19 protein-coding genes and 1 riboswitch are annotated in these 23,306 nt (G+C 71.7%); of the genes, 7 read left to right on the top strand and 12 right to left on the bottom strand.

Going from position 1 to position 23,306, the window contains the following annotated elements; all coding sequences use genetic code 11:
- Window positions 1-133 precede the first annotated feature (133 nt).
- The gene (locus PZB75_RS02205; protein WP_275533583.1) at window positions 134-313 is read right to left on the bottom strand and encodes a hypothetical protein; all 180 of its coding nucleotides are present in this window, start codon (window positions 311-313) and stop codon (window positions 134-136) included.
- Window positions 314-471: 158 nt separating this feature from the next.
- Here PZB75_RS02205 and PZB75_RS02200 point away from each other — a divergent pair, with 158 nt between their 5' ends.
- Both PZB75_RS02200 and fabI read left to right on the top strand, forming a co-directional pair.
- Window positions 472-1,332, top strand: a complete 861-nt coding sequence (locus PZB75_RS02200; RefSeq protein WP_275533582.1) for an alpha/beta hydrolase — start codon at window positions 472-474, stop codon at window positions 1,330-1,332.
- Complete coding sequence (gene fabI, locus PZB75_RS02195) at window positions 1,329-2,108, top strand: enoyl-ACP reductase FabI (protein WP_275533581.1); 780 nt, start codon at window positions 1,329-1,331, stop codon at window positions 2,106-2,108. Before PZB75_RS02200 ends, fabI begins: the two co-directional genes overlap by 4 nt.
- A 66-nt stretch (window positions 2,109-2,174) precedes the next feature.
- Here fabI and PZB75_RS02190 read toward each other — a convergent pair whose 3' ends face one another.
- Together PZB75_RS02190 and PZB75_RS02185 are read right to left on the bottom strand one after the other, a co-directional pair.
- Entirely contained in the window at window positions 2,175-2,819 is a 645-nt protein-coding gene (locus PZB75_RS02190; protein ID WP_275533580.1) for a TetR/AcrR family transcriptional regulator, read from the bottom strand.
- A 300-nt stretch (window positions 2,820-3,119) separates the two neighbouring features.
- A complete protein-coding gene (locus PZB75_RS02185) occupies window positions 3,120-4,013 on the bottom strand; it encodes an alpha/beta hydrolase (protein WP_275533579.1) in 894 nt (297 codons plus the stop codon).
- 79 nt (window positions 4,014-4,092) lie between these two features.
- On the opposite strand from PZB75_RS02185, the gene PZB75_RS02180 reads away from it, so the two are divergent.
- Window positions 4,093-4,575 carry a hypothetical protein gene (locus PZB75_RS02180; RefSeq protein ID WP_275533578.1) on the top strand — a complete coding sequence of 161 codons (483 nt, stop codon included), beginning with the start codon at window positions 4,093-4,095 and terminating at the stop codon, window positions 4,573-4,575.
- Window positions 4,576-4,766: 191 nt separating this feature from the next.
- On the opposite strand, the gene bioD is transcribed toward PZB75_RS02180, so the two are convergent.
- The 3 genes from bioD to bioB are packed head-to-tail and all read right to left on the bottom strand — an operon-like array spanning window position 4,767 to window position 7,963.
- Complete coding sequence (gene bioD / locus PZB75_RS02175) at window positions 4,767-5,456, bottom strand: dethiobiotin synthase (RefSeq protein ID WP_275533577.1); 690 nt, start codon at window positions 5,454-5,456, stop codon at window positions 4,767-4,769.
- Between the two features lies 1 nt (window position 5,457).
- Window positions 5,458-6,762, bottom strand: a complete 1,305-nt coding sequence (locus PZB75_RS02170) for an adenosylmethionine--8-amino-7-oxononanoate transaminase (RefSeq protein ID WP_275533576.1) — start codon at window positions 6,760-6,762, stop codon at window positions 5,458-5,460.
- Window positions 6,755-7,963, bottom strand: coding sequence for a biotin synthase BioB (bioB, locus tag PZB75_RS02165; RefSeq protein WP_275533575.1), 1,209 nt, complete (start codon window positions 7,961-7,963; stop codon window positions 6,755-6,757). Before bioB ends, PZB75_RS02170 begins: the two co-directional genes overlap by 8 nt.
- 142 nt (window positions 7,964-8,105) lie before the next feature.
- Between bioB and PZB75_RS02160 the strand changes: the two genes are divergently transcribed.
- Window positions 8,106-9,248, top strand: coding sequence for an 8-amino-7-oxononanoate synthase (locus PZB75_RS02160; RefSeq protein ID WP_275533574.1), 1,143 nt, complete (start codon window positions 8,106-8,108; stop codon window positions 9,246-9,248).
- Here the strand turns inward: PZB75_RS02160 and PZB75_RS02155 are convergent.
- Window positions 9,241-9,459: a DUF397 domain-containing protein gene (locus PZB75_RS02155; protein WP_275533573.1), complete on the bottom strand. Its 219-nt coding sequence runs from the start codon at window positions 9,457-9,459 to the stop codon at window positions 9,241-9,243. The genes PZB75_RS02160 and PZB75_RS02155 overlap by 8 nt on opposite strands.
- A complete protein-coding gene (locus PZB75_RS02150) occupies window positions 9,459-10,343 on the bottom strand; it encodes a helix-turn-helix transcriptional regulator (protein WP_275533572.1) in 885 nt (294 codons plus the stop codon). Before PZB75_RS02150 ends, PZB75_RS02155 begins: the two co-directional genes overlap by 1 nt.
- 201 nt (window positions 10,344-10,544) lie before the next feature.
- Between PZB75_RS02150 and PZB75_RS02145 the strand changes: the two genes are divergently transcribed.
- On the top strand, window positions 10,545-10,976 hold the full coding sequence (locus PZB75_RS02145) for an ATP-binding protein (RefSeq protein WP_275533571.1): 432 nt from the start codon (window positions 10,545-10,547) through the stop codon (window positions 10,974-10,976).
- Window positions 10,977-11,114: 138 nt separating this feature from the next.
- Here PZB75_RS02145 and PZB75_RS02140 read toward each other — a convergent pair whose 3' ends face one another.
- Window positions 11,115-11,588 (bottom strand): C40 family peptidase, encoded by a 474-nt coding sequence (locus tag PZB75_RS02140; RefSeq protein ID WP_275533570.1) that lies wholly within the window; start codon window positions 11,586-11,588, stop codon window positions 11,115-11,117.
- A 3-nt stretch (window positions 11,589-11,591) separates the two neighbouring features.
- Window positions 11,592-11,763: riboswitch (cyclic di-AMP (ydaO/yuaA leader) on the bottom strand.
- Window positions 11,764-12,690: 927 nt separating this feature from the next.
- Here PZB75_RS02140 and PZB75_RS02135 point away from each other — a divergent pair.
- Window positions 12,691-14,268 (top strand): alpha/beta hydrolase, encoded by a 1,578-nt coding sequence (locus PZB75_RS02135; protein WP_275533569.1) that lies wholly within the window; start codon window positions 12,691-12,693, stop codon window positions 14,266-14,268.
- A 139-nt stretch (window positions 14,269-14,407) separates the two neighbouring features.
- Here the strand turns inward: PZB75_RS02135 and PZB75_RS02130 are convergent, their stop codons facing one another.
- Window positions 14,408-15,463, bottom strand: a complete 1,056-nt coding sequence (locus PZB75_RS02130) for an NAD-dependent epimerase/dehydratase family protein (protein ID WP_275533568.1) — start codon at window positions 15,461-15,463, stop codon at window positions 14,408-14,410.
- Between the two features lie 532 nt (window positions 15,464-15,995).
- On the opposite strand from PZB75_RS02130, the gene PZB75_RS02125 reads away from it, so the two are divergent.
- On the top strand, window positions 15,996-16,895 hold the full coding sequence (locus PZB75_RS02125; RefSeq protein ID WP_275533567.1) for a hypothetical protein: 900 nt from the start codon (window positions 15,996-15,998) through the stop codon (window positions 16,893-16,895).
- A 149-nt stretch (window positions 16,896-17,044) separates the two neighbouring features.
- On the opposite strand, the gene PZB75_RS02120 is transcribed toward PZB75_RS02125, so the two are convergent.
- A complete protein-coding gene (locus PZB75_RS02120) occupies window positions 17,045-19,060 on the bottom strand; it encodes an ABC transporter ATP-binding protein (protein ID WP_275533566.1) in 2,016 nt (671 codons plus the stop codon).
- Window positions 19,061-20,421: 1,361 nt separating this feature from the next.
- Window positions 20,422-23,265 carry a LuxR family transcriptional regulator gene (locus PZB75_RS02115; RefSeq protein ID WP_275533565.1) on the bottom strand — a complete coding sequence of 948 codons (2,844 nt, stop codon included), beginning with the start codon at window positions 23,263-23,265 and terminating at the stop codon, window positions 20,422-20,424.
- Window positions 23,266-23,306 lie beyond the last annotated feature (41 nt).

Here is a 23,306-nt window from a genome sequence, read left to right as displayed (position 1 = left end):
CGTACGAGCTGTGCTTGTCGTACGAGTTACGGGTGTACGCGCCGCGGGACGTGAACGCCGGCTCCGCCGCCGGGGCGACGGCCCGGGGCCTCACCGACAGTCCCCGCGCATGGTGGTCGTCCCCGCGCGTGGTTCAGGTCCGGGAACCGCGCCGGGTGGGGCGGGCGTCCGCCGGGGGCGCGGCGGGTTCCGCGACGCCGCTCAGAAGCTGCGCGTCGATCAGTCCGTCCACATGGTCCTTGAACCACTGGTTCGGACCGGCCGGCCGGTCCGTCACTTCATCGGTGTCCGACGTGGGGTGGGGGAGCGTCATGTCTTCCTCCAGAAGGGAGTGCTGACGGGCCGACAATAGCACGACCGTACGTTTAGTTTGTGTCCGGAAGTGAGCGATCAATGTAAGCGAACGGTCGTGCTAACATCTCGCATTCCTGATGATCTGGAGGGCGTGGAATGGACCCCGCTACCACAGTCGTGAGCAGAGCCCAGGGCCCCGCGTCGGCCGACCCGGACCGGCTGACCGGCGAGTCGGCGCTCGACCTCTTCCTGCGGCCCCAGGGCCGCAGCCGGGTCAGGCCGGACGAGCGGGCGGTCGTGGAGAGCGCGCGGACGGACGAGATGACGGTCAACGGCGACACGGTGGTCAGCTATCGCTGGGGCAGCGGGAAGCGGCCGGTGCTGCTGGTCCATGGCTGGGAGTCGCGTGCGTCGCGCTACGCGAAGGCCATCGCACGCCTGGTCGAACTCGGGTTCAGTCCGGTCGCCTTCGACGCGCCGGGCCACGGTGAGTCCACCGGCTCGACCACCACCCTCGTGGAGTACCGCGACATCATCGTCGAACTCCACCGTGAGCACGGGGACTTCGAGGCCGTCGTGGCCCACTCCTTCGGCGCCACCGCGGCCTTCGTCTCCTTGCGGCACGGGGTGCGGGCCCGGCGGATGGTGTCGATCAGCGCCGTGCCGGACTTCGCGTATCTGATCGACACGTTCTGCGCGCGGCTGGAGCTGTCGCCCGAGCTCAAGGAGGAGCTCCGGGGCCGGGTGGAGCGGGAGGCGTATCCGACGGAGACGGACATGTGGACGCGCTTCTCGGTCTTCCACGAGTCCGACCGCCTGCGTATCCCGGTCCTGGTCGTCCACGACGAGGACGACACGAGGGTCGATCCCGCGGAGGCGGGGCGACTCGCCGCCGCCTTCGGCGACCGCGCACGTCTGGTCACCACGCGCCGATTCGGTCACCAGCGCATCCTCGGCGCCCCCCAGGTCGTCTCGGCCATAGCGGAATTCGTCTCCACCGGAGCGGTGGGGACCGGACAGGAAGTGAGAGCCGGATGAGCGGCATGCTCGCGGGCAAGCGCATTCTCGTGACGGGGGTCCTGCTGGAATCCTCCATCGCCTTCCACACGGCCCGGCTCGCCCAGGAGCAGGGCGCCGAGGTCGTCCTCAGCGGATACGGCCGGCTCAGCCTCGTCGAGCGGATCGCCAAGAGGCTGCCGGAACCAGCTCCGTTGGTCGAGCTCGACGTCCAGGACCAGGGGCACCTCGACAGCCTCGCCGACCGGATACGGGACTGCGCCGGCGGTGACGGGCGACTGGACGGCGTCGTCCACTCCATCGCGTTCGCCCCGCAGGACGCGCTCGGCGGCAACTTCCTGGAGACCGGGTGGAGTTCGGTGTCGACCGCGGTCGAGGTGTCCGCGTACTCCCTGAAGTCCCTGGCCATGGCCTGTCTGCCGCTCATGGAGGAGCGCGGCGGGGCGATCGTGGGTCTGGACTTCGACGCGTCGGTCGCCTGGCCCGCCTACGACTGGATGGGGGTGGCCAAGGCGGCCCTGGAGTCCACCTCGCGCTACCTCGCCCGGGACCTGGGGCCGCACGGCATTCGCTGCAACCTCGTCGCCGCGGGACCGATCAAGACGATGGCGGCCAAGTCCATCCCGGGGTTCGAGACCTTCCGCGAGGTGTGGCGCACGCGTGCGCCCATCGGCTGGGACCTGTCCGATCCCGATCCCGCGGCCCGAGCGGTCGTCGCGCTGCTGTCGGACTGGTTCCCCCGCACGACGGGCGAGATCGTGCATGTCGACGGGGGTGTGCACGCCATCGGCGCGTGAGCGCCCGGCGACAGGTGTGCGGCCCCGGTCCGCGAACCGCGTGACCGGGGCCGCACACCCGCGCGGTCAGTCCGTGCCGGGCAGCATCGAGGGGTCGGTGGCCACGCCCCGAAGCCGGGCGAGGAGGGCCCTGGTCGCCTTGTCGTAACAGCTGACGTCGTTGTGCAGGACGGACTCGGCGTTGGCCATCTCCAGCATGGCGACCATCTCGAAGACGAGCTGGGGGACGTCGGTCTCCTGCTCGATCTCACCGGCTCGCTGAGCGTCGCGCACCGTCTGTTCGAGGAAGACGAACCAGTTCGTCCTGGCCGCCGCGAGGGTGTCGTGCACCTTGCCCTCGCGGGCGTCGTACTCGGCCGAGGCGGAGTAGAAGAAGCAGCCGCCGGGGAAGACCCGCAGCCGGGAGTAGTCGAGCCAGCGGGCGCACACGTCCCACAGCCGGCCCAGTCCCGGCGGCAGCTCGCGGGCCGGCTGCACCACGTGCTCCAGATAGATCTTGATGGCGGCCCGGACGGTGGCGAGCTGAAGATCCTCCTTGGAGCCGAACAGGGCGAACACCCCGCTCTTGCTGAGCTTCAGCTCAGTGGCCAGCCGCCCCAGCGACAGCCCCTCCAGCCCCTCGACGGAGGCGATGTCCACGGTGCGCTTGAGGATCAGCTGACGGGTCTGGTTCCCGCGCGCGATCCGTCCGTCCGTGTGTGCCGGTGTCATGCGCGCACCTGCCCGTCTCTTGTGCCAGGCCGTCGTCATGCCTGAGGAAACAGTGTACTGAATAAGCGGACGATCGTGCGGTCAGTGTGGCGGTGGCCAGGGACGGGTGACGACCGTGCGCCGGTGGTGTCATCCTGCTGCCGGACATCCGTGCCCGGCAGCCCGCCGGCGTCACCGACGGCCGCCGGAAGTGGCCGGGGACCGGCGGGACTGGCGGACCCGCCGGACATCCGATCCGCCGGCCTGTCCAGCCGGCCTGTTCCCGTCGGCCCGTTCCGTCGTTCTGCTCCGTGCGGCTGTTCAGTCGGCGACGAGGGGTTCGTGCGCCGGGTCGGAGGGCCGGAGTTCGCTCCGCCCCACGAAGTCCAGCACCGTGCGTACGACTTCGGGATCACCCAGAATCCGGCGGTGCCCGAGACCGCTCGTGGTGACCAGCCGTGCCCGGTCGCCGAACGCCCCGGCGAGCCGATGCCCCTGTGCCACCTCGATCCGGGTGTCGTCCTCGTCGTGGACCACCAGGACGGGCGACCGCACGTCCTCGGCGGCGTGCGTCACGGAGAAGGGTGTCCGGTCGGCGGGTACGTGAGGAAAGAGCTTCGTCCCGATCCTGTCCTGGAGCCGCGCCTTCAACCGGTCGCGCAGCTTCAGCGCGGTGCAGAACTCGTCGGTCAGGTAGGAGAAGTCGCAGACCCCGCTGATGGTCACGACCTTCCGTGCCTTCACGCCGTTCGTCATGGCGTAGAAGGACGCGAGCGCGCCCAGGGAGTGTGCCACCAGGGCGTCGAACGTGCCGTACTGGTCATGGAGCCGGGTGATGATCTCGCGGTACTCCAGGATGGTGGTGCTCCGGCCGCCCGAGTCGCCGTGGCCGGGCGCGTCGAACGTGACGACGCTGTGTCCCTGGTCGAGCAGCCCCGGGACGAAGTCGGCGAAGCGTGATCCGCGCGACTGCCAGCCGTGCACGAGCAGAACGGGCCGTTCGCCGTCGCCCCACCGGTAGGTGGCCGCGGACTTGCCGTTGACGTCCACCTGCCCGACCTGCGCCCCGGCGAACAGTTCGCGTTCCGTCGCGCGCATGCCGCTCCGGGCGAGCGGCATGTGGAACAGGGAGAAGGCGCCCGCACCCGCCAGCCGTCCCGAGACACGGGAGACGCTGTTGAGGGTGGCGCTCGCGACTGCCTCGGTGGCGTTCATGCCCGCGTTACTCCTCGGTCGGGATCAGGAGCGTAATATTCTAGCACGAACGGCCGTGCTTTTAAGGTTCCGGTGTGCCGTGCGCCGATCGCCCCTGCCGGCCCTGTCCCACCACGAGGAGAACGCCATGTCGGCCACGATCTGGTTCGCGCCGTGGAAGCCCGGCCCGGCGGCGGCGGACGGCGCCGACGGCGAGCCCGGCGCCGCCGCCCTCGTCAGCGTCACCGAGTTCACTCCGCACCGGCCCTGGAACGCGATCGGCATCGGTCTCGCGGGCACGGTGCTGCGCCGCACCTGGCAGGACACCGGCGGCGCGGTCGGCCTGTGGCTGTGGATGGACTCCGACCTCCTGCGCCCGCGGTCGGGTTCCGTCTCGGTGTGGCGGGACGAGAAGGCGCTGTACGACTTCGTGGCCCGCGAGGACCACCGGCGGATCGTGCGCTCGTATCGCAGCCGCGGCACGATGCGCGCCACCACCTGGCGCACCGGACACTTCACCCCGGACGCGACGGAGGAGGCCGCCCGCGCCCTGCTCACGGGACGTACGCGGTGGCCGGTCTGACCTCCGGCAGGTCTCAGGCCGCGGTCGGCGGTGGTGGCCCACCGCCCCGGGCGCACACTCCGCCCGGACGACGCACGGCGTCCGGCGGGACCGACCCGCACCGCCCGCGGCGCGCCGCCGCACGACGGGCCGGCTCCGAGGCGCGCGGTCACGGCGCCTCCGGCCTCTTCCGTCGCGGGCCGCCCGGCCGGTCAGTGCACCGGACGGCTGCCGCCCAGCCTGGGTGTCAGCCAACTCCCGGCCAGGGAACGGAAGTCGGCGGGGTCCAGCGCACCCGCTCCCGTCGGCACGACGCCGAGCAGCGGCGCGCCCGCCACGACGGGCAGATCGTCGAGGTTGCAGCGCGCGGCCAGGTCCGGCTCGGCGGGCATGCTGCCCACCACCACCCCGAGGCATTCCAGTCCCCGGGCCCGCAGCGCCTCGGCGGTCAGCGCGGTCACATTGAGGGTGCCGAGCCCGGCGGCGGCCACCACCAGCACCGGCGCCGACAGCAGCCGGGCCGCGTCCGCCAGCGTGCCGCCCTTCTCGTCGAACCGTACGAGCAGCCCGCCCGCGCCCTCCACCAGCACCAGATCGTGTTCGGCCGCCAGCTTCCCGGCCGCCTCGGCGATCTCGTACGGCTCGACCGCGGTCATGCCCGCCCGTACGGCCGCCGTCGCGGGCGCCAACGGATCGGGGAACCGTGCCAGTTCGAACGCTGTCACATGATCGCCCGCCAGCCGGGCCACCTCGGCGGCGTCGCCGGGCTCACCCGGGGCCAGCCCGGTCTGCGCGGGTTTGAGCACCGCGACCGTACGGCCCCGGGCCACGGCCGCCACGGCCGCGGTGACGATCGTCTTGCCTATCTCGGTACCCGTACCGGTCACCACCAGGACCGTCATCTCAGCCCTCCCGCGCCGCCGCGCACACCGCACGGCAGATTCGTGCCACATCGTCGTCGTCGGTCACATAGGGCGGCATCGTGTAGACGAGGTCGCGGAACGGCCGCAGCCACACGCCCTCCCGCACCGCCGCCCGGGTCGCCGCCGCCATGTCGACGTCGTGGTCGAGCTGTACGACCCCGATGGCTCCCAGCACCCGCACGTCCAGGACGCCGGGCAGTGCGGTAGCGGCGGCCAGGCCGTCGCGCAGCCCCGCCCCGATCCGCTCGACCTCCCGCCGCCAGTCCTGGCCGAGCAGCAGTCCCACGGAGGCGTCGGCCACCGAGGCTGCCAGCGGATTGCCCATGAACGTCGGTCCGTGCGCGAGCACCGGGACCTCACCGCTGGAGATGCCCTCCGCCACGCGCGGGGTGCACAGCGTCGCCGCCATCGTCAGATAGCCGCCGGTCAGCGCTTTCCCGACACACATCACATCGGGGGAGACACCGGCGTGCTCGGCGGCGAACAGCTTGCCCGTCCGTCCGAAGCCCGTCGCGATCTCGTCGAACACCAGCAGCACGTCGTGCGCGTCGCACGCCTCGCGGAGCACCCGCAGATAGGCGGGGGAGTGGAAGCGCATCCCGCCCGCGCCCTGCACCACCGGCTCCACGATCACGGCGGCCAGCTCGTCGGCGTGCCCGGCGATCAGCTCCCGCAGATGGCGTACGTACGCGGCGTCCGGCTCCGCGTCGAAACCGTCCGGCGGGGCGTCCGCGAACACCTGGTCGGGCAGCACACCCGACCACAGTTCGTGCATACCGCCCTCGGGGTCGCACACCGACATCGGCTGCCAGGTGTCCCCGTGGTACCCGCCCCGCCAGGTCAGCAGCCGCTGCTTGCCGGGGCGCCCCGCCGAGCGCCAGAACTGGAGGCACATCTTCACCGCGACCTCGACCGAGACGGAGCCCGAATCCGCGAGGAAGACGTGCCGCAGCGGCTCCGGGGTGATCTCGACCAGCCGGACGGCCAGCCGCACGGCGGGCTCGTGGGTGAGCCCGCCGAACATCACATGACTCATCCGGTCCAGCTGGCCGCGCGCCGCCTCGTTGAGCACCGGGTGGTTGTAGCCGTGCACCGCCGACCACCACGACGACATGCCGTCCACCAACTCGCGCTGTCCGTGGGCGGGTTCGGCGAGCCTGAGGCGCACCCCGGAGGCGGACTCCACGACCAGTGGCTCCTGCCGCCCCGGCATCGGACCGTACGGGTGCCACACGTGTGCCCGGTCCAGAGCGCGCAGAGCGGCGGGTGAAAGGGGCTCAGGCATTGGGCGCGAGATCCGTCCCCGCACCACGACGGCGTACCGCGACGAGGTCGGTCCGAGCCGCCGGAACACCGACCGGGACGTCGACCGGAGCGTCCGGAACCGCCTCGGCCGGGGGCCCGGCCGAGGCGGCCTCGGAGGCGTCACCACAAGGAGCGCAGCCACCGCCCGTATGACCGCCACAGCCCTCGGCCGCCCGCGCGCGGTGTCCGGGGAGCGTCGTCGTGTCCGAGCCCTCCACCTCGAACCCCGCGTCCGTGATCATGTCCAGGTCCGCCTGTCCGGCCTGGCCCTCACTGGTGAGGTAGTCGCCCAGGAAGATCGAGTTGACCAGGTGCAGCGCGAGCGGCTGCATCGAGCGCAGATGCACCTCGCGCCCGCCCGCGAGCCGTACCTCCACGTCCGGGCAGACGAACCGCACCATCGCCAGGACGCGCAGGCAGCGCTGCGGCGAAAGGTTCCACTCCTTGGCGAGCGGTGTCCCCTCGAACGGGATGAGGAAGTTCACCGGCACCGAGTCCGGGTCCAGCTCGCGCAGCGCGAAGACCACGTCGACCAGGTCCTCGTCGCTCTCGCCCATGCCCGCGATCAGACCCGAACAGGCCGACAGACCGGCGGCCTGGGCCTGATGGACGGTGTCCACCCGGTCCGCGTACGTGTGCGTCGTCGTGATGTCCCCGTACGTCCCCTCGGACGTGTTGAGGTTGTGGTTGTACGCGTCGGCGCCCGCCGACCGCAGCCGCTCGGCCTGCCCCTCGGAGAGCAGCCCGAGGCAGGCGCACACCTCGACGTCCTGGTTCTGCTCCTTGATCGCCCCGATGGTCCGCGACACCCGGTCCACGTCCCGGTCCGTCGGCCCCCGGCCGCTCGCGACCAGGCAGACCCGCTTCGCGCCGCCGGCCACCCCGGCCGCCGCCGCCTTCGACGCCTCCTCCGGCTTCAGCCAGGTGTACTTGAGGATGTCCGCCTTGGAGCCGAGCCGCTGCGAGCAGTACGAGCAGTCCTCGGGGCAGAGCCCCGACTTCAGGTTGACGAGATAGTTCAGCTTCACCCGCCGCCCGAACCACTGACGACGTACCTTCCCGGCCGCGGCCACCACTTCGAGGAGATCGTCGTCGGAGGTCGCCAGCACGGCGAGCGCTTCTTCGCGGGTCGGCAGTTCGCGCCGCAATCCCTTGTCCACCAGCGTCTTCAGCAGGTCCATGGCCATGATCCTGGCGCACGGTGACGCCCGTGGCCAAGGAGGAACCGGACAACAGAGCCGAGAGACGGTGTGTGTATTGCCACACCGTGCCCGGTCAGCGGCCCGGCTAGGCTCTGTGAGCTGCCTACAAAAGGGACCGTTCATGCCCGCCGCCCCGTTCGACTGGATCGACGACGAGGCGCGCCGCCGCGCGGACGCCGGCCTCGTCCGTACGCTGCGTCCCAGACCGGCCGAGCCCGTGCTGCTCGATCTCGCGAGCAACGACTATCTGGGCCTCGCCCGGCACCCCGAGGTGACCGCCGCGGCGGCCGACGCCGCACACCGCTGGGGGGCGGGCGCCACCGGTTCACGGCTGGTCACCGGCAGCACCGGCCTGCACGCCGAACTCGAACGCGAACTGGCCGCGTTCTGCGGCTTCGAGGCCGCCCTGGTGCTGTCGTCCGGCTACGCCGCCAACCTCGCCGCCCTCACCGCGCTCACCGGACGCGACTCACTGATCGTCTCCGACGCCGGCAACCACGCCTCGATCGTGGACGGTTGCCGGCTGTCACGGGCCGAGACCGTCGTCGTCCCGCACGCCGACCCGGACGCCGTGCGCAAGGTCCTGCGTGGCCACCGAGGACGCGCCCTGGCCGTCTCCGACTCCGTCTTCTCGGTCGACGGCGACGCGGCCCCGCTGTCCCGGCTGGCCGACGCCTGCCGGGCGGAGGGTGCCGCACTGCTCGTCGACGATGCGCACGGCCTGGGAGTTCTCGGTGCGGGCGGGCGGGGGGCGCTCGATGCCGCCGGGCTCGCGGGCGGGGACGGGACCGTGGCGACACTCACCCTCTCCAAGTCCCTGGGCAGCCAGGGCGGCGCGGTCCTCGGGCCCGCCCGGGTCGTGGAGCAACTGGTCAACACCGCCCGGACGTTCATCTTCGACACCGGCCTGGCCCCGGCCGCGGCCGGAGCCGCCCTGGCGAGCCTGCGACTGCTGCGCCGCGAACCCGCCAGGGCCGCCGGGGCCCGCTCGGTCGCCACAGCGCTGTACGAGCGGTTGACCGCGGCCGGGCTGACCGCTGTCCGGCCCGACGCGGCCGTCGTCTCCGTCCGCGCTCCCTCGGCCGCCGCCGCGGTGCGCTGGGCGGCGGACTGCCGTGCGGCCGGGATCGCCGTGGGCTGCTTCCGCCCGCCGTCGGTGCCGGACGGTGTGTCGCGGCTGCGACTGACCGCGCGGGCCGATCTGACGGAACCGGAGATCGCGACCGCGGTGGCCACGGTCGTGGCGACGGCTCCGGTCAGCTGACCGGTCCGCCGCGCAGGACGGAGACGAAGGACGACCAGGCGGTCGCCGAGAACCGCAGCGGTGGCCGGGCCACGTCCTTGGAGTCCCGGACCGCGAGCCGTTCCCCGGCCAGGGCCGCGGTCTCCACACAGTTGTTCATTCCGGTGCTGCGGCTGCTGCGCCGCCACCGTACGGCGTGCGGTGACTCGTACGGGTCCGAGCGGTCGGACATCAGGCCCCCTCGGGCAGTCTGGACGTCTGAGCGCCGCGGCTGATCGCGGCGATGAGGTCCATCGAGTGCTCGGGCGACAGCGCGCGCGCCTGCATGGTGCGGAAGGCCGAGCCGTACGCCTCAAGGTCTTCTTTCCGCTCCAGATAGAGGCTACTCGTCAAGTGATCGAGAACGACCACATCCAGATCAGAAATGTTCGGAAAGGAAAAGATGACGAAAGGGCCGGTGAGACCGACGTACCCACCGATGCTGAAAGGAAGTAACTGAAGTCTCACATGCGGTAGCTCAGCCACCCTGGCGAGATGGTCGAGCTGTTCCCGCATCACCTCGCGTCCGCCGACCTCGCGTCGCAGCACCGCCTCGTCGAGCACCGCGCTCAGCCGCAGCGGGGGATCGGCACGCAGCACTCCTTGCCGTGCCAGCCGCACCTCTACCAGCGAGTCGAGCTGACGCGCGGGCAGCCCGTCCAGCGCGGAGCGGGTCACGGCGCGCGCGTAGTCCGCGGTCTGGAGCAGTCCGGGCACCACCGATGTCTCCAGGGTGCGGGCGGTCCTGGCCTGCGACTCCAGGCTGATGAAGTCCCGGTACTGCGGCGGGATCAGGCCCCGGTAGGCGTGCCACCAGCCGCTGCCGCCCCCGCCCGCCGAACCCGCGAGCACTTCGAGCAGCGCCCGCAGCCGCGCGTCACCCACCTCGTACGCGTCGAGCAGCCGCGAGATGTCGTCGGGCCGCACCCCACTGGTGCCGGTCTCGATCCGGCTCACCTTCGACTGGTGCCAGCCGAGCAGCCGCGCGGCCTCCCGGCTCGTCAGACCGGACCTGTTGCGCAGCGCGCGCAGCTCCTCCCCGAGTTTGCGGCGGCGTACCGCGGGGCCGTGCTGCATGACTCCTCCTCCCGCTCGGTCGAAGGCATCAGTGTGCCGCCCGAATACGTTCGTCCGGGGCAGAGTTCACCGCTTCGAGCGACAGATATATGCATATCTTGGTGGATCGTCGTCACAGACGGCAGCATCAGTGGCAATCTGACGCGAAGCGGAATCCAGGCCGATCGCGGGTCGGCCTGGGAGGGAAAGGGACGGCGCGCCATGGCGGACCATCAAGAAGCAACCGTCACCCTGCCGAGCGATCCGGCCTCGGTCCCGAGGGCCCGGACATACGTGGCCGACACGCTCACCGACTGGGGTCTGCCACGCGACACGGAGATCGCCGACACCATCCGGCTGATCGTCTCCGAACTCGCGACCAACGCCGTCCAGCACACCGCCGGCCGATCGCCCGCCTTCACGGTCGACCTCCGGCTGGAGCGGGACGAACAGCTCCACCTCGGCGTCACGGACAGCGACCCGCGCCGGCCCCGCCGACTGCCCGCCGCCGTGCGGCAGGACAACGGGCGGGGCATGGTGATCATCCGCACTCTGACGAAGGAGTGGGGCGGCCGGCTGACCATCACCCCGACCGCCGACGGCGGCAAGACCGTGTGGGTCGCCCTGCCGTGGCTGCCGCACGCGCGGCACTGAACGCGAACGCCGGACCGGCCGCTGCGGCCCCGGGACCCGCGGCGCCTTCGGACCCCGAGCGGCCCCGGGGCCGCGGCCGGAGCCGCCGCGCGGCCCCGGCCACCCGCTCGGACGGAACAGGAGAGAGTGGCGGCCCGGTCAGCGGACCCTTCCGTACCAGACCCCCTTCGACCAGATCTTCTCCAGCCTGACCACCGCGCCGGTCTTGGGGGAGTGCCAGATCTTTCCGTTCCCGGCGTAGATCCCCACGTGGTAGACACCGCGCCCGGAGTGGAAGAAGACCAGGTCGCCGCGTTGCCGCTGGGAGGCCGAGACGTGGCGGGTCTTGTTGTACTGCTGCTGGGCGGTGCGTGGGAGCTTCTTGCCCGCCTTCTTGAACGAGTAGAGCGTCAGACCGGAGCAGTCGAAGCGGTGGGGGCCCGCCGCACCGTACCCGTAGGGCGATCCCTTCTTCGACGCGGCGATGCCGAGCGCCTTCGTCGAATGGGTGGCGGCCTGTGCCTCGGACACCAAGCCCGGTGCCAGCAGGGTGCCGCACGTGGCGGCGAGAGTGAGAACGGAGGCCGTACCGGCCCGCGCGATCAGAGACGGGACATGAACCTGCGCAGTCATGCGCAACCCTTCGTCAGCCGCCTGTGAAGGATGACCTGTCGGGTTCGGGCTGGCGAAGTTGCCCGGCCGCGGTCTGCGGCTTCACCCCGAGGGCCGATCGATCTCTCGTCGGCCCGTTGTGCTCGGGTCCTCCACTCCTGCCGATCCACTTCTGTCGACCAGGCATCCGGACGGCGGCAGGACTCGGCGTCCGCCCGGACCGCCCCGCCGCGGTGGCGGGGGCTTGTCGTCCCAGGGATCTTTACCCATCGACTGCCGTTTTTCCGAGCTGAAAGGGCGTTATGTGAGGCTCATCACGACTGATCCGTTCGGGTGGACAAAGGGTGTTCGAGATCCCGGTCACACCGCACGACCGGCGGCGCACCAGCGGTGGAGCAGGCCGTTCCGGTCGTCGTCCATCCCGGGTACGCAAGTCGGGCGACCCCTCCCCCAGGAGGGTGCCTACGCCGAACGAGGGAGGAACACCGCACGTCACACAGGCGTGTCGCAGCCGACGGCCGGTCAACTCGCGGGGCCGGGGGGCAAGGTGATCCGACCGCCTCTTCGCTCCCCTGCGGCGCCGGCATCTCGGTGAGCATCGCGCGCACCCGTACCAACTCCCGCGCCTCGATCTCCAGACCCGACGGCCGCCCCTGTACCGGTCCGTCGAACGAGGGGCTGCTGGAGGAGAGCGCGGGCGCCCGGCAGGACGTGCCGACGCTCGGCAGGGCGTGCCGACGCCCGGGTGCGCCCGCCGCGAGCAGGGCGCTCGTGGTCCTGGCCTCCGCCGCTGACCCGCAACGACTCGAAGAGGGTGAGGCGGGCGCCGAGGGGCGGGTGAGCAGATCCGTGGCGTCGGCCGGCGGTGGCGTCCGCTCCGGGCGAACGCCGCCGCTTCGGTATCGCCGCCGAACGCCGCGGACGCCGCGACTGTCATGACTGGCACCGGACCGGCCGTGTCGCGAGCGGTGACCGCTCAGCGGGACACGGGTCTCCGGTTATTGATTAGGTAAAGAAGTACCCCCATGGCCTGTCCTCAGGGGCCTCACAGACGACACGATCCGCAGGAGGTCCTATCAGCCGCGCCGTCATCGGCGGCGCAACGACCATGGGGAGGATCGACTTGAGGCGCACAGGAGTGCTCGGCTCGGCCGGCACACTCATCGCCGGCACGCTCATAGTGGGCGCGACAGCAGCGCCGGCGGCCACCGCGGACGGCCGTCATCACGGCGGTTCCGAGGCGTACGGCGTCGAAGTGGCCGCCGCGCGCGCGGCCAGGGCCGGGATCGACTGGACGGACTGCCCGGCCGACTGGGCGCTGGCGAAGCCGATCCAGTGCGGCTGGGTGTCCGTACCGGTGGACTACGCCAAGCCCGACGGCAAGCAGATCCGGATCGCCGTCGACCGGCATGTCAGCACCGGCACCAAGCGGGAGCGCCAAGGCGCCCTGGTCTACAACCCGGGCGGCCCCGGCGGCTCGGGGATGGCCTTCCCCCGGCGCGTCACCACCAAGAACCCGCTCTGGGCGAACACCTCGAAGGCGTACGACTTCGTGGGCTTCGACCCCCGCGGCGTCGGCCACTCCGCTCCGATCTCCTGTGTCGACCCGCAGGAGTTCGTCAAGGCGCCGAAGGCGGACCCGGTTCCGGGCAGTGAGGCCGACAAGCGTGCCCAGCGCAAGCTCGCCGCCGAGTACGCGGACGGCTGCGCCGAACGGAGCGGCGCCGTGCTGCCGCACATGACGACGCCCGACACCGCCCGTGACCTGGACGTCATCCGCGCGGCGCTGGGTGAGAAGAAGCTCAACTACCTGGGCGTCTCCTACGGCACCTACCTCGGCGCCGTCTACGGGACGTTGTTCCCGTCGCACGTGCGCCGCATGGTCGTCGACAGCGTGGTGAACCCGGCGAGGGAGAACATCTGGTACGAGGCCAATCTCAACCAGGACATCGCCTTCCAGTCACGCTGGAACGACTGGAAGGCGTGGGTGGCGAAGAACGACGCTGCCTTCCACATCGGCGACACCCCGGAGAAGGTCGAGCGGGCCTGGCTGACGCTCCGCGCGGCGGCCAAGAAGAATCCGATCGGCGGGGTCGTCGGACCCGCCGAGCTCATCGGCTTCTTCCAGAGCGCTCCGTACTACGACTCCAGCTGGGCCCCCGTCGCCCGGACCTGGAGCGACTACCTGGGCGGTGACACCCAGGCGCTGATCGACGCCGCCGCCCCCGACATGACGGACATCAAGGGCAACATCTCCGCGGAGAACGGCAACGCCGTCTACACGGCGGTCGAGTGCGCCGACGCCAAGTGGCCCACCAGCTGGCGCAAGTGGGACCGCGACAACACCCGGCTGCACCGCGACAACCCCTTCATGACCTGGGCCAACGCCTGGATGAACCTGCCCTGCGCCACCTGGCCGGCCAAGCAGCGGACACCACTGAACGTCAAGACCGGCAAGGGCCTGCCGTCCGTGCTGATCGTGCAGTCCACGCGGGACGCCGCCACCCCGTACAAGGGCGCCGTCGAACTGCACAAGCGGTTCAAGGGCTCGCGTCTGATCACCGAGAGGGACGCCGGTTCGCACGGCGTCACCGGCCTGGTGAACCCCTGCGTCAACGAGCGGGTGGACACCTACCTGCTCACCGGGAGGACCGACCGTCACGACGTGACGTGCGCCCCGCACGCCACCCCGAAGCCGTGACCCTCCGTCGGCGCTGAACCAACCTGCCTTGAGGGGCGGTCGGATTCCACCGGCCGCCCCTCGGCCGTGCCCGCGAGGCTCGCCGTGCGCCCGTGTGCCGGACGGGGCGTCAGGACACGGACTTCGACGCCACCCCACGTCACCCGGCGTGACCCCGGTCGTACCGCTCCAGCCAGGCGTCCTCCGCCGCGTAGTCGAACAACCCCTCGCCGTACGTCCGGAGCATCGCGGGGAAGACCTCCCGCCAGTCCCGCCCGGCGAGTCGCGCGGCGAGCCACTCGACGGTCTCCGGCAACGACCGCGCGTACCCGGTCACGGGCCGGTAGCCGAGCTCCCGTTCCGCGGCCGTCATGTCGTACACGATCGGATGCGGGCTCGACCACGGCGTGACACCGATCCCGTCCGCCGGGGGAGCGCCCGGCACCAGGACCGTCCCGGTCTCCCGGCCGAGCGCCGCGTCGACACCCGCCGCGATCTCGGCGATCGTCGGGGCCTCCGGGTCCGCGGCGTTCAGCACCCGTGACCCGGGCCGTGACGCGGCGAGCCGGATCAGCTCGGCGACGTTCGACACATGGACCGGGTGGAAGCGGCACGCTCCGCCGTACGCGAGCACCCGCCGCCGCCGGCCGTCCAGAATCCGTTTGACGAAGTACAGCTCGCGCGGTGTGCGGCAGTACGTGCCGTGGATCGCGCCGGCCCTCAGCAGGGTCACCGGCAGGACGTCACCGGCCGCGAGCAACTCCCGCTCCAGGCCGGTCTTCCGCGCCGCGTACGTCGTGTCCCCCGGCGCCACGGTCGGACAGGTCTCCGGGATCGGCACCGGGTAGCGCGGCGCGCCGTCCGGCTCCCCCTGGGTGTCGAAGCTCCGCCCCCGCCCGTCCTCGTACACCGCTCCGCTGGAGATGACGACCGCCGAACCGATCCGGTCGGCGAGTCCGGTCAGTTGCCGGGCGTGCGCCCGCCCGTACGCCACCATGTCGACCAGGACGTCGCAGCCGTCGCCCAGCGCCGCGCCCAGCGCCCCGTCGTCGTCGCGGTCGAGCGCCACCGTCCGTACGTCCCCGGGCCACCGCTCGTCCCTGCCGCCCCCGCGAGAGGCCGCGGTCACCTCCCAGCCGTCCTCGGCGAGCCCACGCACCACGGCTCGCCCCACCTGCCCTGTCGCTCCGACGACCCACGCACTCCGACTGTTCATGACCGGAACGTTAGAAGAACCGGACCGGCGGGACCGGTCATGTTCGCCGTTCGCGGATACGCCGTCGGCGTCGCGCTTCCGGGAACCCTGCCGGTCGCCCGCCCGCCGGAACGAATCCATCGCCATGCCGCCGGGCCGCCCACGCCGGCGTGCGGTGAAGGGGATATCCCTTGAATACGAGAATATTGATGGAAGAATCATCGGCGAGATGGAAACGGAAAGTGCGCCGCAGGATCATCACACGGTCCCATGATTCACTCCGTTGGGTTTAATCCCGTATTCTCGACCTTTTGGAACGATGCTCGACTTATATTTGGGTAGAGAGTCGAATAGTACATCACGCAAGGTGCCGATGTGGCGCCTGTGTTCCATTCAATCCCAGGTTGCGCTCGGCGAAGTAGGTCGGTCCGGTTGCCGCCATCTGTATGGTCCACTGGTGATTGTGTCCGGTTTCGTGGGTGTTTTCTTCCCGAGGAGAAGAGCGGAAAGTTGACACATACTCTGCTTCCCGGCGCCTGCTGAAGGAGAAAGTATGGTCACGCCGATTGAACAACTCTCATCGGTCTTCGTTCTCTTCGGAGACCCGCTCCACCCCGGTACCACCACCAGGGCCATTGTGTACTGGCCCCAACCCGGGGGCGGCGAAGCGGTGGAATACAGCTGCTCCGTCTGCCCCGGTGGATCGGGAAAATGGCACGACCTCACACCGATCTGCGGAACGTCCTACTGGGTGGGCGATTTCACGGTTTCCTCCCACGCCCCTCTCGGTGAGGCATGCCTGACGGTCAGGAAATACATCGAATCCAGATGCGTCACCGAGACCGTGACGATCACGGTCAAGGAGCCGCTGTGCGGAGAGCGGGGCGAAAAGGGGGAGAAGGGGGACGTCGGCCCACGCGGCGGGCGTGGCGACAAGGGCGACGACGGGGAGAAGGGGGAGAAGGGGGCCCGTGGTGATGTCGGCCCGCGTGGCGAGAAGGGCGACAAGGGCGAGACGGGGAGCAAGGGCGACCGGGGTGGCCGGGGCGACCCCGGCCGGGACGGCGAGAAGGGTGAGCGCGGTGAGAAGGGGGACTGCGGCCCACGCGGCAGGACGGGCGACCGGGGGGAGAAGGGTGACCCGGGCTGGAAGGGCGACAAGGGGGACAAGGGGGACGAGGGCGAATGCGGCCCCCGGGGCGAACAGGGCGAGCCTGGCGCACCGGGTGACCCCGGCCCTCCCGGCCGGGACGGCGAGAAGGGCGAGCGCGGCGAGAAGGGGGACTGTGGCCCACGCGGTGAGCGGGGGGAGAAGGGGGAGAGGGGAGAACCCGGGCCACGCGGTGACAAGGGCGACAAGGGAGACAAGGGAGACCCACCGGACTACACCGTCGTCGAGGAGATCGTCTGCGCGGTCGTCGCACGCATCTTCCAGCATGTCGAGTGCCCATGACGGGGCGTCGGTGAGTCACTTACCGGCCGGCTGTGACGCGCGGTCGCTGGGAGACGTGGACCGCACGCGACGACGAAGCTCCTGGTGGACGGGCCCACACGCGAAACCGCCCACGCCGCCAGGAGCTCCGTGCGTTCCGCCGGTCCCCGCTACGGGGTCGCGGCGCGGTCGTCGCCGGAGGGCTCGGGACCGGACCGCGCGGGCGCGGGGACACGCGTCACGTCGGACGTGACCCGCTCCTGCCGGTACTGGTCGGCCTGGGCCCGGTACATGGCGGCGTAGCGGCCTCCCGCGGCGATCAGTTCGTCATGGGTGCCCCGCTCGGCGAGGCGGCCCTCGTGCAGGACGTGTACGAGATCCGCGTGCTGGACGGCCGCCATGCGGTGGGTGACCAGGACCACGGCCCGTCCCGGACCCGCCAGACCACGAATCCTCTCGAACGCGGCGATCTCCGCGGCCGGGTCGAGCGCGGACGTGGGTTCGTCGACGATCAGCACCCGCGGATCGCGGTAGCGGGCTCGGGCCAGGCCGATCTTCTGCCACTGGCCACCGGAGAGTTCACTGGCCCCGCGGAACACCCTGGCCAGCAGCGTGTTCATCCCTTGGGGGAGAGCCGCGATCATCCGGTCGGCGTTCGCGTAGCTCGCCGCCTCCCGCATGTCCTCCTCGTCGGCCGGCCGGCCGGTGTCGCTGATGCGGATGTTCGTCCCCGCCGTCATCGGCCAGCGCTCGAAGTCCTGTGTCAGCAGCCCCACCTGGGCGAAGACCTGCTCGCGGTCGGCCTCCCGCAGATCGACCCCGCCCCACAGGACCCGTCCGCTGTCGGGCAGCAGCAGCCCCGCCAGCATCTTGATCAGGGTGGACTTGCCGGCGCCGTTCTCCCCGACCAGGGCGGTCACCTTCCCGACCGGGATCGTCAGCGACACCTCGTCCACCGCGGGACGTTCGCCCCGGTCCGGATAGCCGTACGTGACCTTCTCGAAGGTCACGGCCTCGAAGTGGGGATCGATGGGCAGACCGCCGACCGGGATCGCCCTCCGGGCGGACTCGTCGACGAAGCGTTCGAGATCGCGGACGTACAGCGACTCCTCGTGCAGCGCGTTCAGATTCATCACCAGCGCGCCCAGCCCGGAGGTGCCCGAGCGCACCGCGATGACCGCCGTCCCGGCGACCGCCAGCTCCATGTGCCCGCCGAGGATGAGCGCGCCGAGCGCCGCGTAGGTGACCACGGCCGCGCCACCGGACAGCGCGGCGGCCAGGAACTCGGTGCCCGCCTTGTCCTTCGCGAGGCGCGACTGCTCCTCCTCGGCGCTCTCCGCCATCGCCCGGTAGTGGCCCAGGAAGAATCCGCCCACGCCGTGCACCCGGACCTCCTGCGCCGCCGTGCGCGAAGTGAGCAGATCACCCAGCAGACGGCTCGCCCGGATGTGTTCGACCCACTGCATCGTGGACACGTACCGGCGCTGGGCGACGCGCATCGCGCCCCAGCCGCGGGGCGCGGCGATCAGCAGCAGCATCGGCAGGAGCACCGGGTGCAGGATCGTCAGGACGCCGCCCGCGGCGATCAGCGAGATGATCCCGTTGACCGAGGCGACACAGACACCGATCATGCGCCGGGCCGACGCCGCGCCGAACTGGGCGATGTCGATGAGTCTGCGGAACTCGCCGTCCTCGATCGCCTCCAGCTCGACCCGGGCCGCCGCCCGGAGGTACCGCTCGTTGGCAGCCCTCTCGACCTTCGGCTCCAGCCGTCCGGCGGCGGACGTGGACAGGGACGCCAGCACGGCTCCGGCCACCGCGACGCCGCTCCCCGCCAGCAACGCGGGCAGCGCCGAGTGCAGCCGGGCGGCCGTGTCACCGCTGCCCAGCAGGGCCCCCAGCACGGCGTTGACCACGATGAGCCCGAGGGCCGCGGTCACCCCCTGGCCGATCTCGGTGACGGCGACGGTGACCATGGCCCGCCGGTCGGCGCGCAGCGCGAGCCGGAGCGTGCCCGAGATCATCTGCGGGACCGAGCGCAGGGTGGCCGACAGGGTGAGTTCGAGACGCGCGTACTCGTGGGTGGACCAGCCCATGTCGTACCGCAACGGCCCGCCGAACAGCTCCCGTTCGGAGGCGGACACGGCCGGTTCGACCGCTTCGGGGCGGGTGAGGAACCGCTTCATGCGGGCACCTGACCGATGCCGGTCGTGAAGGAGCCCCTGGGCTCCGGTGGGGAAGAGGGGCAGGTGGGCGGAAGCGCGCCGTATGACATCAGTACCTCCGACGGGTGATGACTGGGGAGAAGCGGACCGAACCGCGCGGGACGGATTCCCACGGGACGGATCGCGCGGAACGGGATCGCACGGGACACCACGGGGTCGGTCCCGGGGGAGGGAGTGCTGGTGGGGAACAGCGGCCGGTACGCCGGGTCGTCGGCGCCGGGTGGACGCCGTGTTCGATTTCCCTGCGCTCTTCGGTGAGAAGTGGCCACGGGGGCGTCGCACCTCCTCGTATCGAACGGACGTGGGGAAAACGACGCTCGTGCGGGGGGCGTCACGGTCTTCCTGGGGCGATTCTTCGAGCGCAGGTTCGACCTTGAGTCGGCGACAGGGCGCGCCAAGGCCGCTGTCCGTGCGAGAGCGAGCGAATTCACCCGCAGGGTGGCCGTTCACCCGTTTCGGGTATTGCGCCGAGGTGTCGTGCGGGCGGCGGCCTGCGGCGGGTCGTCCGCGCGACGCGTGTCCGGAGGGGGTCGCTGTCCGGCGCGCGTCGGAGCCGGGCGGGGCGCGGGGTGTTCGCGCGTTCGGACGCGGAGGCGGTGGCCGGCCGTTCCGTCGCGAGCCGACGGTGGGCGGCCGGCGGGCGCGGAGCATGGCCGGGAGTCTTCCTGCCGACCGGGCATCGGCCGGTGTGCGTGTCCCGAGCGCGGCGGCCTGACGTGGTACCGGCTCTTGGTCCGGACCTATTGACGGGAGGTCTGGACCACTTTACCGTCTGGTGAATCGCATCGCGCAGGTCTCCAGGCCCTCCACGTTCCAGGAGGTGGGCGTGTCGGACAGGTTGTTCTCCCGCGCCGTCGTCCGCCCGGTGCGGACGGTCCGGCGGCCTCCGCGCGCGTCTTGGGTCATATTGTCAGGGGCGCGTCATTGGAGGGCTGTTTCGGTCACCGGTACACAGGGGTTGGACCGGCCCCCGTGCCGAGAACCCGGCTTCCTCATCCCACTCGTAGCCAGGGCGCCATGGGTACGCTCACCCACCCGGTGACGCGCCGTCACGGCAAGAAGGGAACTACTCAGCATGTTCCGCCGGACGGCACGTCTGCTGGGGGTCTGCCTCAGCTCCAGCAAGGCCTGATGACCTGGTCGCTCAACTGGGGGGCTCGCGCGACTGGACGTTCGGCGACAACGTCAAGGCGTTGCGGGCCGCTGACGGCAGGCCGATGGACCGGCCTCGGCCCCGGGGGCGCTCCCGGGGCCGAGGCCACGCCGCGTCAGGACCACCTCGCGCCCCCGGTGACCACGGTCCGTGTCGTGTCGGGGGCACGTCACGCGGTGTGCGCGGTGACCAGGTGGAACTCGCTCGGCAGATCGGCGCGGTTGGCCACGTTGAGCTTGCGGTACACCCGGGTGAGGTGCTGCTCGACCGTGCTGACGGTGATGCACAGCCGGTCGGCGATCTCCCGGTTGGAGTGCCCGAGGGCGGCCAGCCGGGCCACCCGCTGCTCGGCGGCGCTGAGCCGGGGCGAGTCCGGGAACGCGGCCGGAGCGGCGAGTGGCCGCCCGCCGGGGTCCGCTGACAGCAGGGACTGCTGCAGGGACCTGGCCGAGCAGCGTTCGGCGAGCTGGAGCGCCTGGTAGAGCGCCTTGCGCCCCTTGCCCGCCTGGTCCAGTTCGTGCTGGGCCTGGCTGAGACGGGCCAGCGCGCGTGCCAGCTCCAGCCGGTCGCCGCACAGACGCAGCACGCGTACGGCTTCCTGGAGCAGGGCGGCGCGGCGCGGCGGTTCGCCGCTCTCGGCCAGCAGCCGCAGGGACATGCCCCGGCTGCGGGAGGTGCCGGGGCCCGAACGCTCCACCTCCTCCTCGGCGAGACGGTGAGCCTCCTCGCGCCGGCCGAGGACGAGATGGGCCGCCGCCGCGCCACTGCGCCAGGGAGCCAGCGACGGCAGGTCCAGGCCCCAGTCGCGGGCGAGCCTGCCACAGAGCAGGAAGTCGTCGAGAGCGGCGTGGACATGGTGGGCGCCGAGCCGCTGATGGCCACGGGCGTACAGATACGGGAGAGCCGTCCGGGACCGGAACACCCCCTCGGGCAGTGGGTGGCGGGTCTGTTCCTCGGCCGCCCCGGCGTCACCCATGGCGGTGTGCGCCAGCACCAGGGTGGCCAGCGGGGCGCCGACCGCTGTGCCCCAGCCGCGCGGCGAGACGTGGGTGAGGGCGGATTCGGCGAGGCGCCGGGCGGTGGGGAGGTCTCCGTACCGCAGCGCCGTCTCGGCGCGCACCGCGGCCAGCCGGGCCTGCCAGGCCGGTGCGCACCGGGCGGTGGCCTCCGCCAGCAGCCGCCCCGACCAGAGGGCGGCCCGGCCCAGCCGGTCGGTGTGGAGGAGGGTGAGGAGGGCGGACTCGATCTCGTCGAACGTCGTGTCGTCCAACCGGGTGGACCGGATCAGCTGCTCGGCGTTCATGGCCGCGCCCCGGTCCGGCTCGCCGCTCAGCACGGAGGCCAGCAGGGCGTCGGCGCGCGGGGCTCCGGGGTACGGCGGAGGGCCGGTCCGGCACGCCCCTCGTGGCGGGATGCGGTCGAGGAGAGGAGGGTGCGACACGCGCAGCCACGCGCGTACGGACCCGAGCGCGGCCGGTGCGCCGGCGCAGCCGGGCGCCTCGCACAGACGCCGGGCGACCGCCGCCGCCTCGTCCCCGCGGCCGTGCCACAGCAGCGCTTTGACGAGGGGGAAGACGTCCGTGTCCGGCAGGGCGCCACCGCACGCGGCGTCGGCCAGCGGGACGAGGTGCCGGGCGGCCACCGACGGGTTCACCCGCGTCTCGGCCCTGGCGAGCGCGGCCGTGAGACCGGCCCGCTCGACGGCGTCGGAGCAGGCGCGGGACGCCAGTTCCAGACAGCTCACCGCGAGCGGGATGTCGTCGCTCAGCCTGGCCTGCTCGGCCGCCTCCTTGAGGACCGGGAGAACCCACCGGTCGTCGACATGTCCGACCGCGACCAGGTGCCGGGCGACGTCGGTCGACGCGGCGCCCTCGCGGTGCAGCAGCCCGGCCGCGCCCAGCCGCAGATCACGCAGCCGCTCCGGCGGGACGTCCCCCAGCACGGCCGCCCGTGCCACCGGGTGGCGGAAGCGGGTGAGGTCGAGCAGTCCCGCCGCGTCCAGTTGACGCAGCACCCGTACGACCGGGTCGGCGCCGGTCCCGAGCAGCCGCGCGACGCGCGCGGGCGACGAGGCGTCCCCCAGCACCGCCAGCGCCCGGCCGACGTCGAGCATGCCCGGCTCACCGCGGCGCAGACACGCCAGGACGGCCTGCCCGAAGGAGTCGCCCGCCACCGGGCCTCCCGGCGCGCCCGGGTCCGGTGCGGCCCGGCCACGTACCGGATCGTCGGAGACGTCACGGATGTCACGGACGTCACGGGTGCCGAGGATGTCGTGGGGCTCCTGGACGGTTCGGAGGCCGCGTGCGCCACCCAGTTCCCGGTGGTCCTCCAGCAGTGCCCGTACGAGCAGGGGATTGCCGCCGCTGATCGCGTGGCACTCCGGTGCGAGGCGCTGGGCCTCCGCCGGGTCCAGCCCCTCGGTGAGCAGGCGCGTCACCCCCTGCCGGGACAGCGGGGGCAGTTGTAGCCGCCGGTAGTGCCGCTGACGCAGCAGTTCGGTGTCGAACACCGGGTGGTCGCGGCGGGTGTGGCGCGGCTCGTTGAGGACCAGCATCACCGGCGCCGAGCGGATTCGGCGGACCAGACGCAGCAGGAAGCCCATGGACGAGCCGTCCGCCCGGTGCACATCGTCCACGCCGATGAGGACCGGGCGCCGGGCCGCGAGCCCGAGCAGCGCCTCGCAGAGATCGTGCGCCAGCCGGGCCCGGGTCTGCCGCTGGTCCTCGCCGCCGCCCGGTCCGGACAGCCGGTCCCGCAGTTCGGCGGGGAGAGCGAGGTCCGCGAACAGTTGCCGCACCACGTCGAACGGTCCGGCGAGTCCGGTGTCCCGGCCCGAGGCGACGACGAATTGCGCCCCGGCGTCGGTGGCCTGCTCACCGAAGGCGTACAGCAGCTCCGTCTTTCCGATTCCGACGGCGCCACTCAGCAATACGATCTGGCCCTTGCCCCGCGAACTCTCGGCGAGCAGGCTGTGCAGAAGGGACAGCTCGTCGTCACGTTCGAACAGAGCCATCGGAATTCCTTCTCTTGCTGGCTGGAAATGCCCGAGCCGTC

This window comes from Streptomyces sp. AM 4-1-1, from assembly GCF_029167625.1.
Taxonomy (GTDB): Bacteria; Actinomycetota; Actinomycetes; order Streptomycetales; family Streptomycetaceae; genus Streptomyces.
Note: the sequence above shows the minus strand (reverse complement) of the source record. Positions and strands in the feature narration are given on the sequence as shown.

Bases quoted from the DNA above. Each gene is read 5' to 3' on its own strand.
- PZB75_RS02205 (WP_275533583.1), bottom strand. From the start codon at position 313: ATGACGCTCCCCCACCCCACGTCGGACACCGATGAAGTGACGGACCGG.
- fabI (WP_275533581.1), top strand. From the start codon at position 1,329: ATGAGCGGCATGCTCGCGGGCAAGCGCATTCTCGTGACGGGGGTCCTG.
- PZB75_RS02190 (WP_275533580.1), bottom strand. From the start codon at position 2,819: ATGACACCGGCACACACGGACGGACGGATCGCGCGCGGGAACCAGACC.
- PZB75_RS02185 (WP_275533579.1), bottom strand. From the start codon at position 4,013: ATGAACGCCACCGAGGCAGTCGCGAGCGCCACCCTCAACAGCGTCTCC.
- bioD (WP_275533577.1), bottom strand. From the start codon at position 5,456: ATGACGGTCCTGGTGGTGACCGGTACGGGTACCGAGATAGGCAAGACG.
- PZB75_RS02170 (WP_275533576.1), bottom strand. From the start codon at position 6,762: ATGCCTGAGCCCCTTTCACCCGCCGCTCTGCGCGCTCTGGACCGGGCA.
- bioB (WP_275533575.1), bottom strand. From the start codon at position 7,963: ATGGACCTGCTGAAGACGCTGGTGGACAAGGGATTGCGGCGCGAACTG.
- PZB75_RS02160 (WP_275533574.1), top strand. From the start codon at position 8,106: ATGCCCGCCGCCCCGTTCGACTGGATCGACGACGAGGCGCGCCGCCGC.
- PZB75_RS02155 (WP_275533573.1), bottom strand. From the start codon at position 9,459: ATGTCCGACCGCTCGGACCCGTACGAGTCACCGCACGCCGTACGGTGG.
- PZB75_RS02150 (WP_275533572.1), bottom strand. From the start codon at position 10,343: ATGCAGCACGGCCCCGCGGTACGCCGCCGCAAACTCGGGGAGGAGCTG.
- PZB75_RS02145 (WP_275533571.1), top strand. From the start codon at position 10,545: ATGGCGGACCATCAAGAAGCAACCGTCACCCTGCCGAGCGATCCGGCC.
- PZB75_RS02140 (WP_275533570.1), bottom strand. From the start codon at position 11,588: ATGACTGCGCAGGTTCATGTCCCGTCTCTGATCGCGCGGGCCGGTACG.
- PZB75_RS02130 (WP_275533568.1), bottom strand. From the start codon at position 15,463: ATGAACAGTCGGAGTGCGTGGGTCGTCGGAGCGACAGGGCAGGTGGGG.
- PZB75_RS02125 (WP_275533567.1), top strand. From the start codon at position 15,996: ATGGTCACGCCGATTGAACAACTCTCATCGGTCTTCGTTCTCTTCGGA.
- PZB75_RS02120 (WP_275533566.1), bottom strand. From the start codon at position 19,060: ATGAAGCGGTTCCTCACCCGCCCCGAAGCGGTCGAACCGGCCGTGTCC.
- PZB75_RS02115 (WP_275533565.1), bottom strand. From the start codon at position 23,265: ATGGCTCTGTTCGAACGTGACGACGAGCTGTCCCTTCTGCACAGCCTG.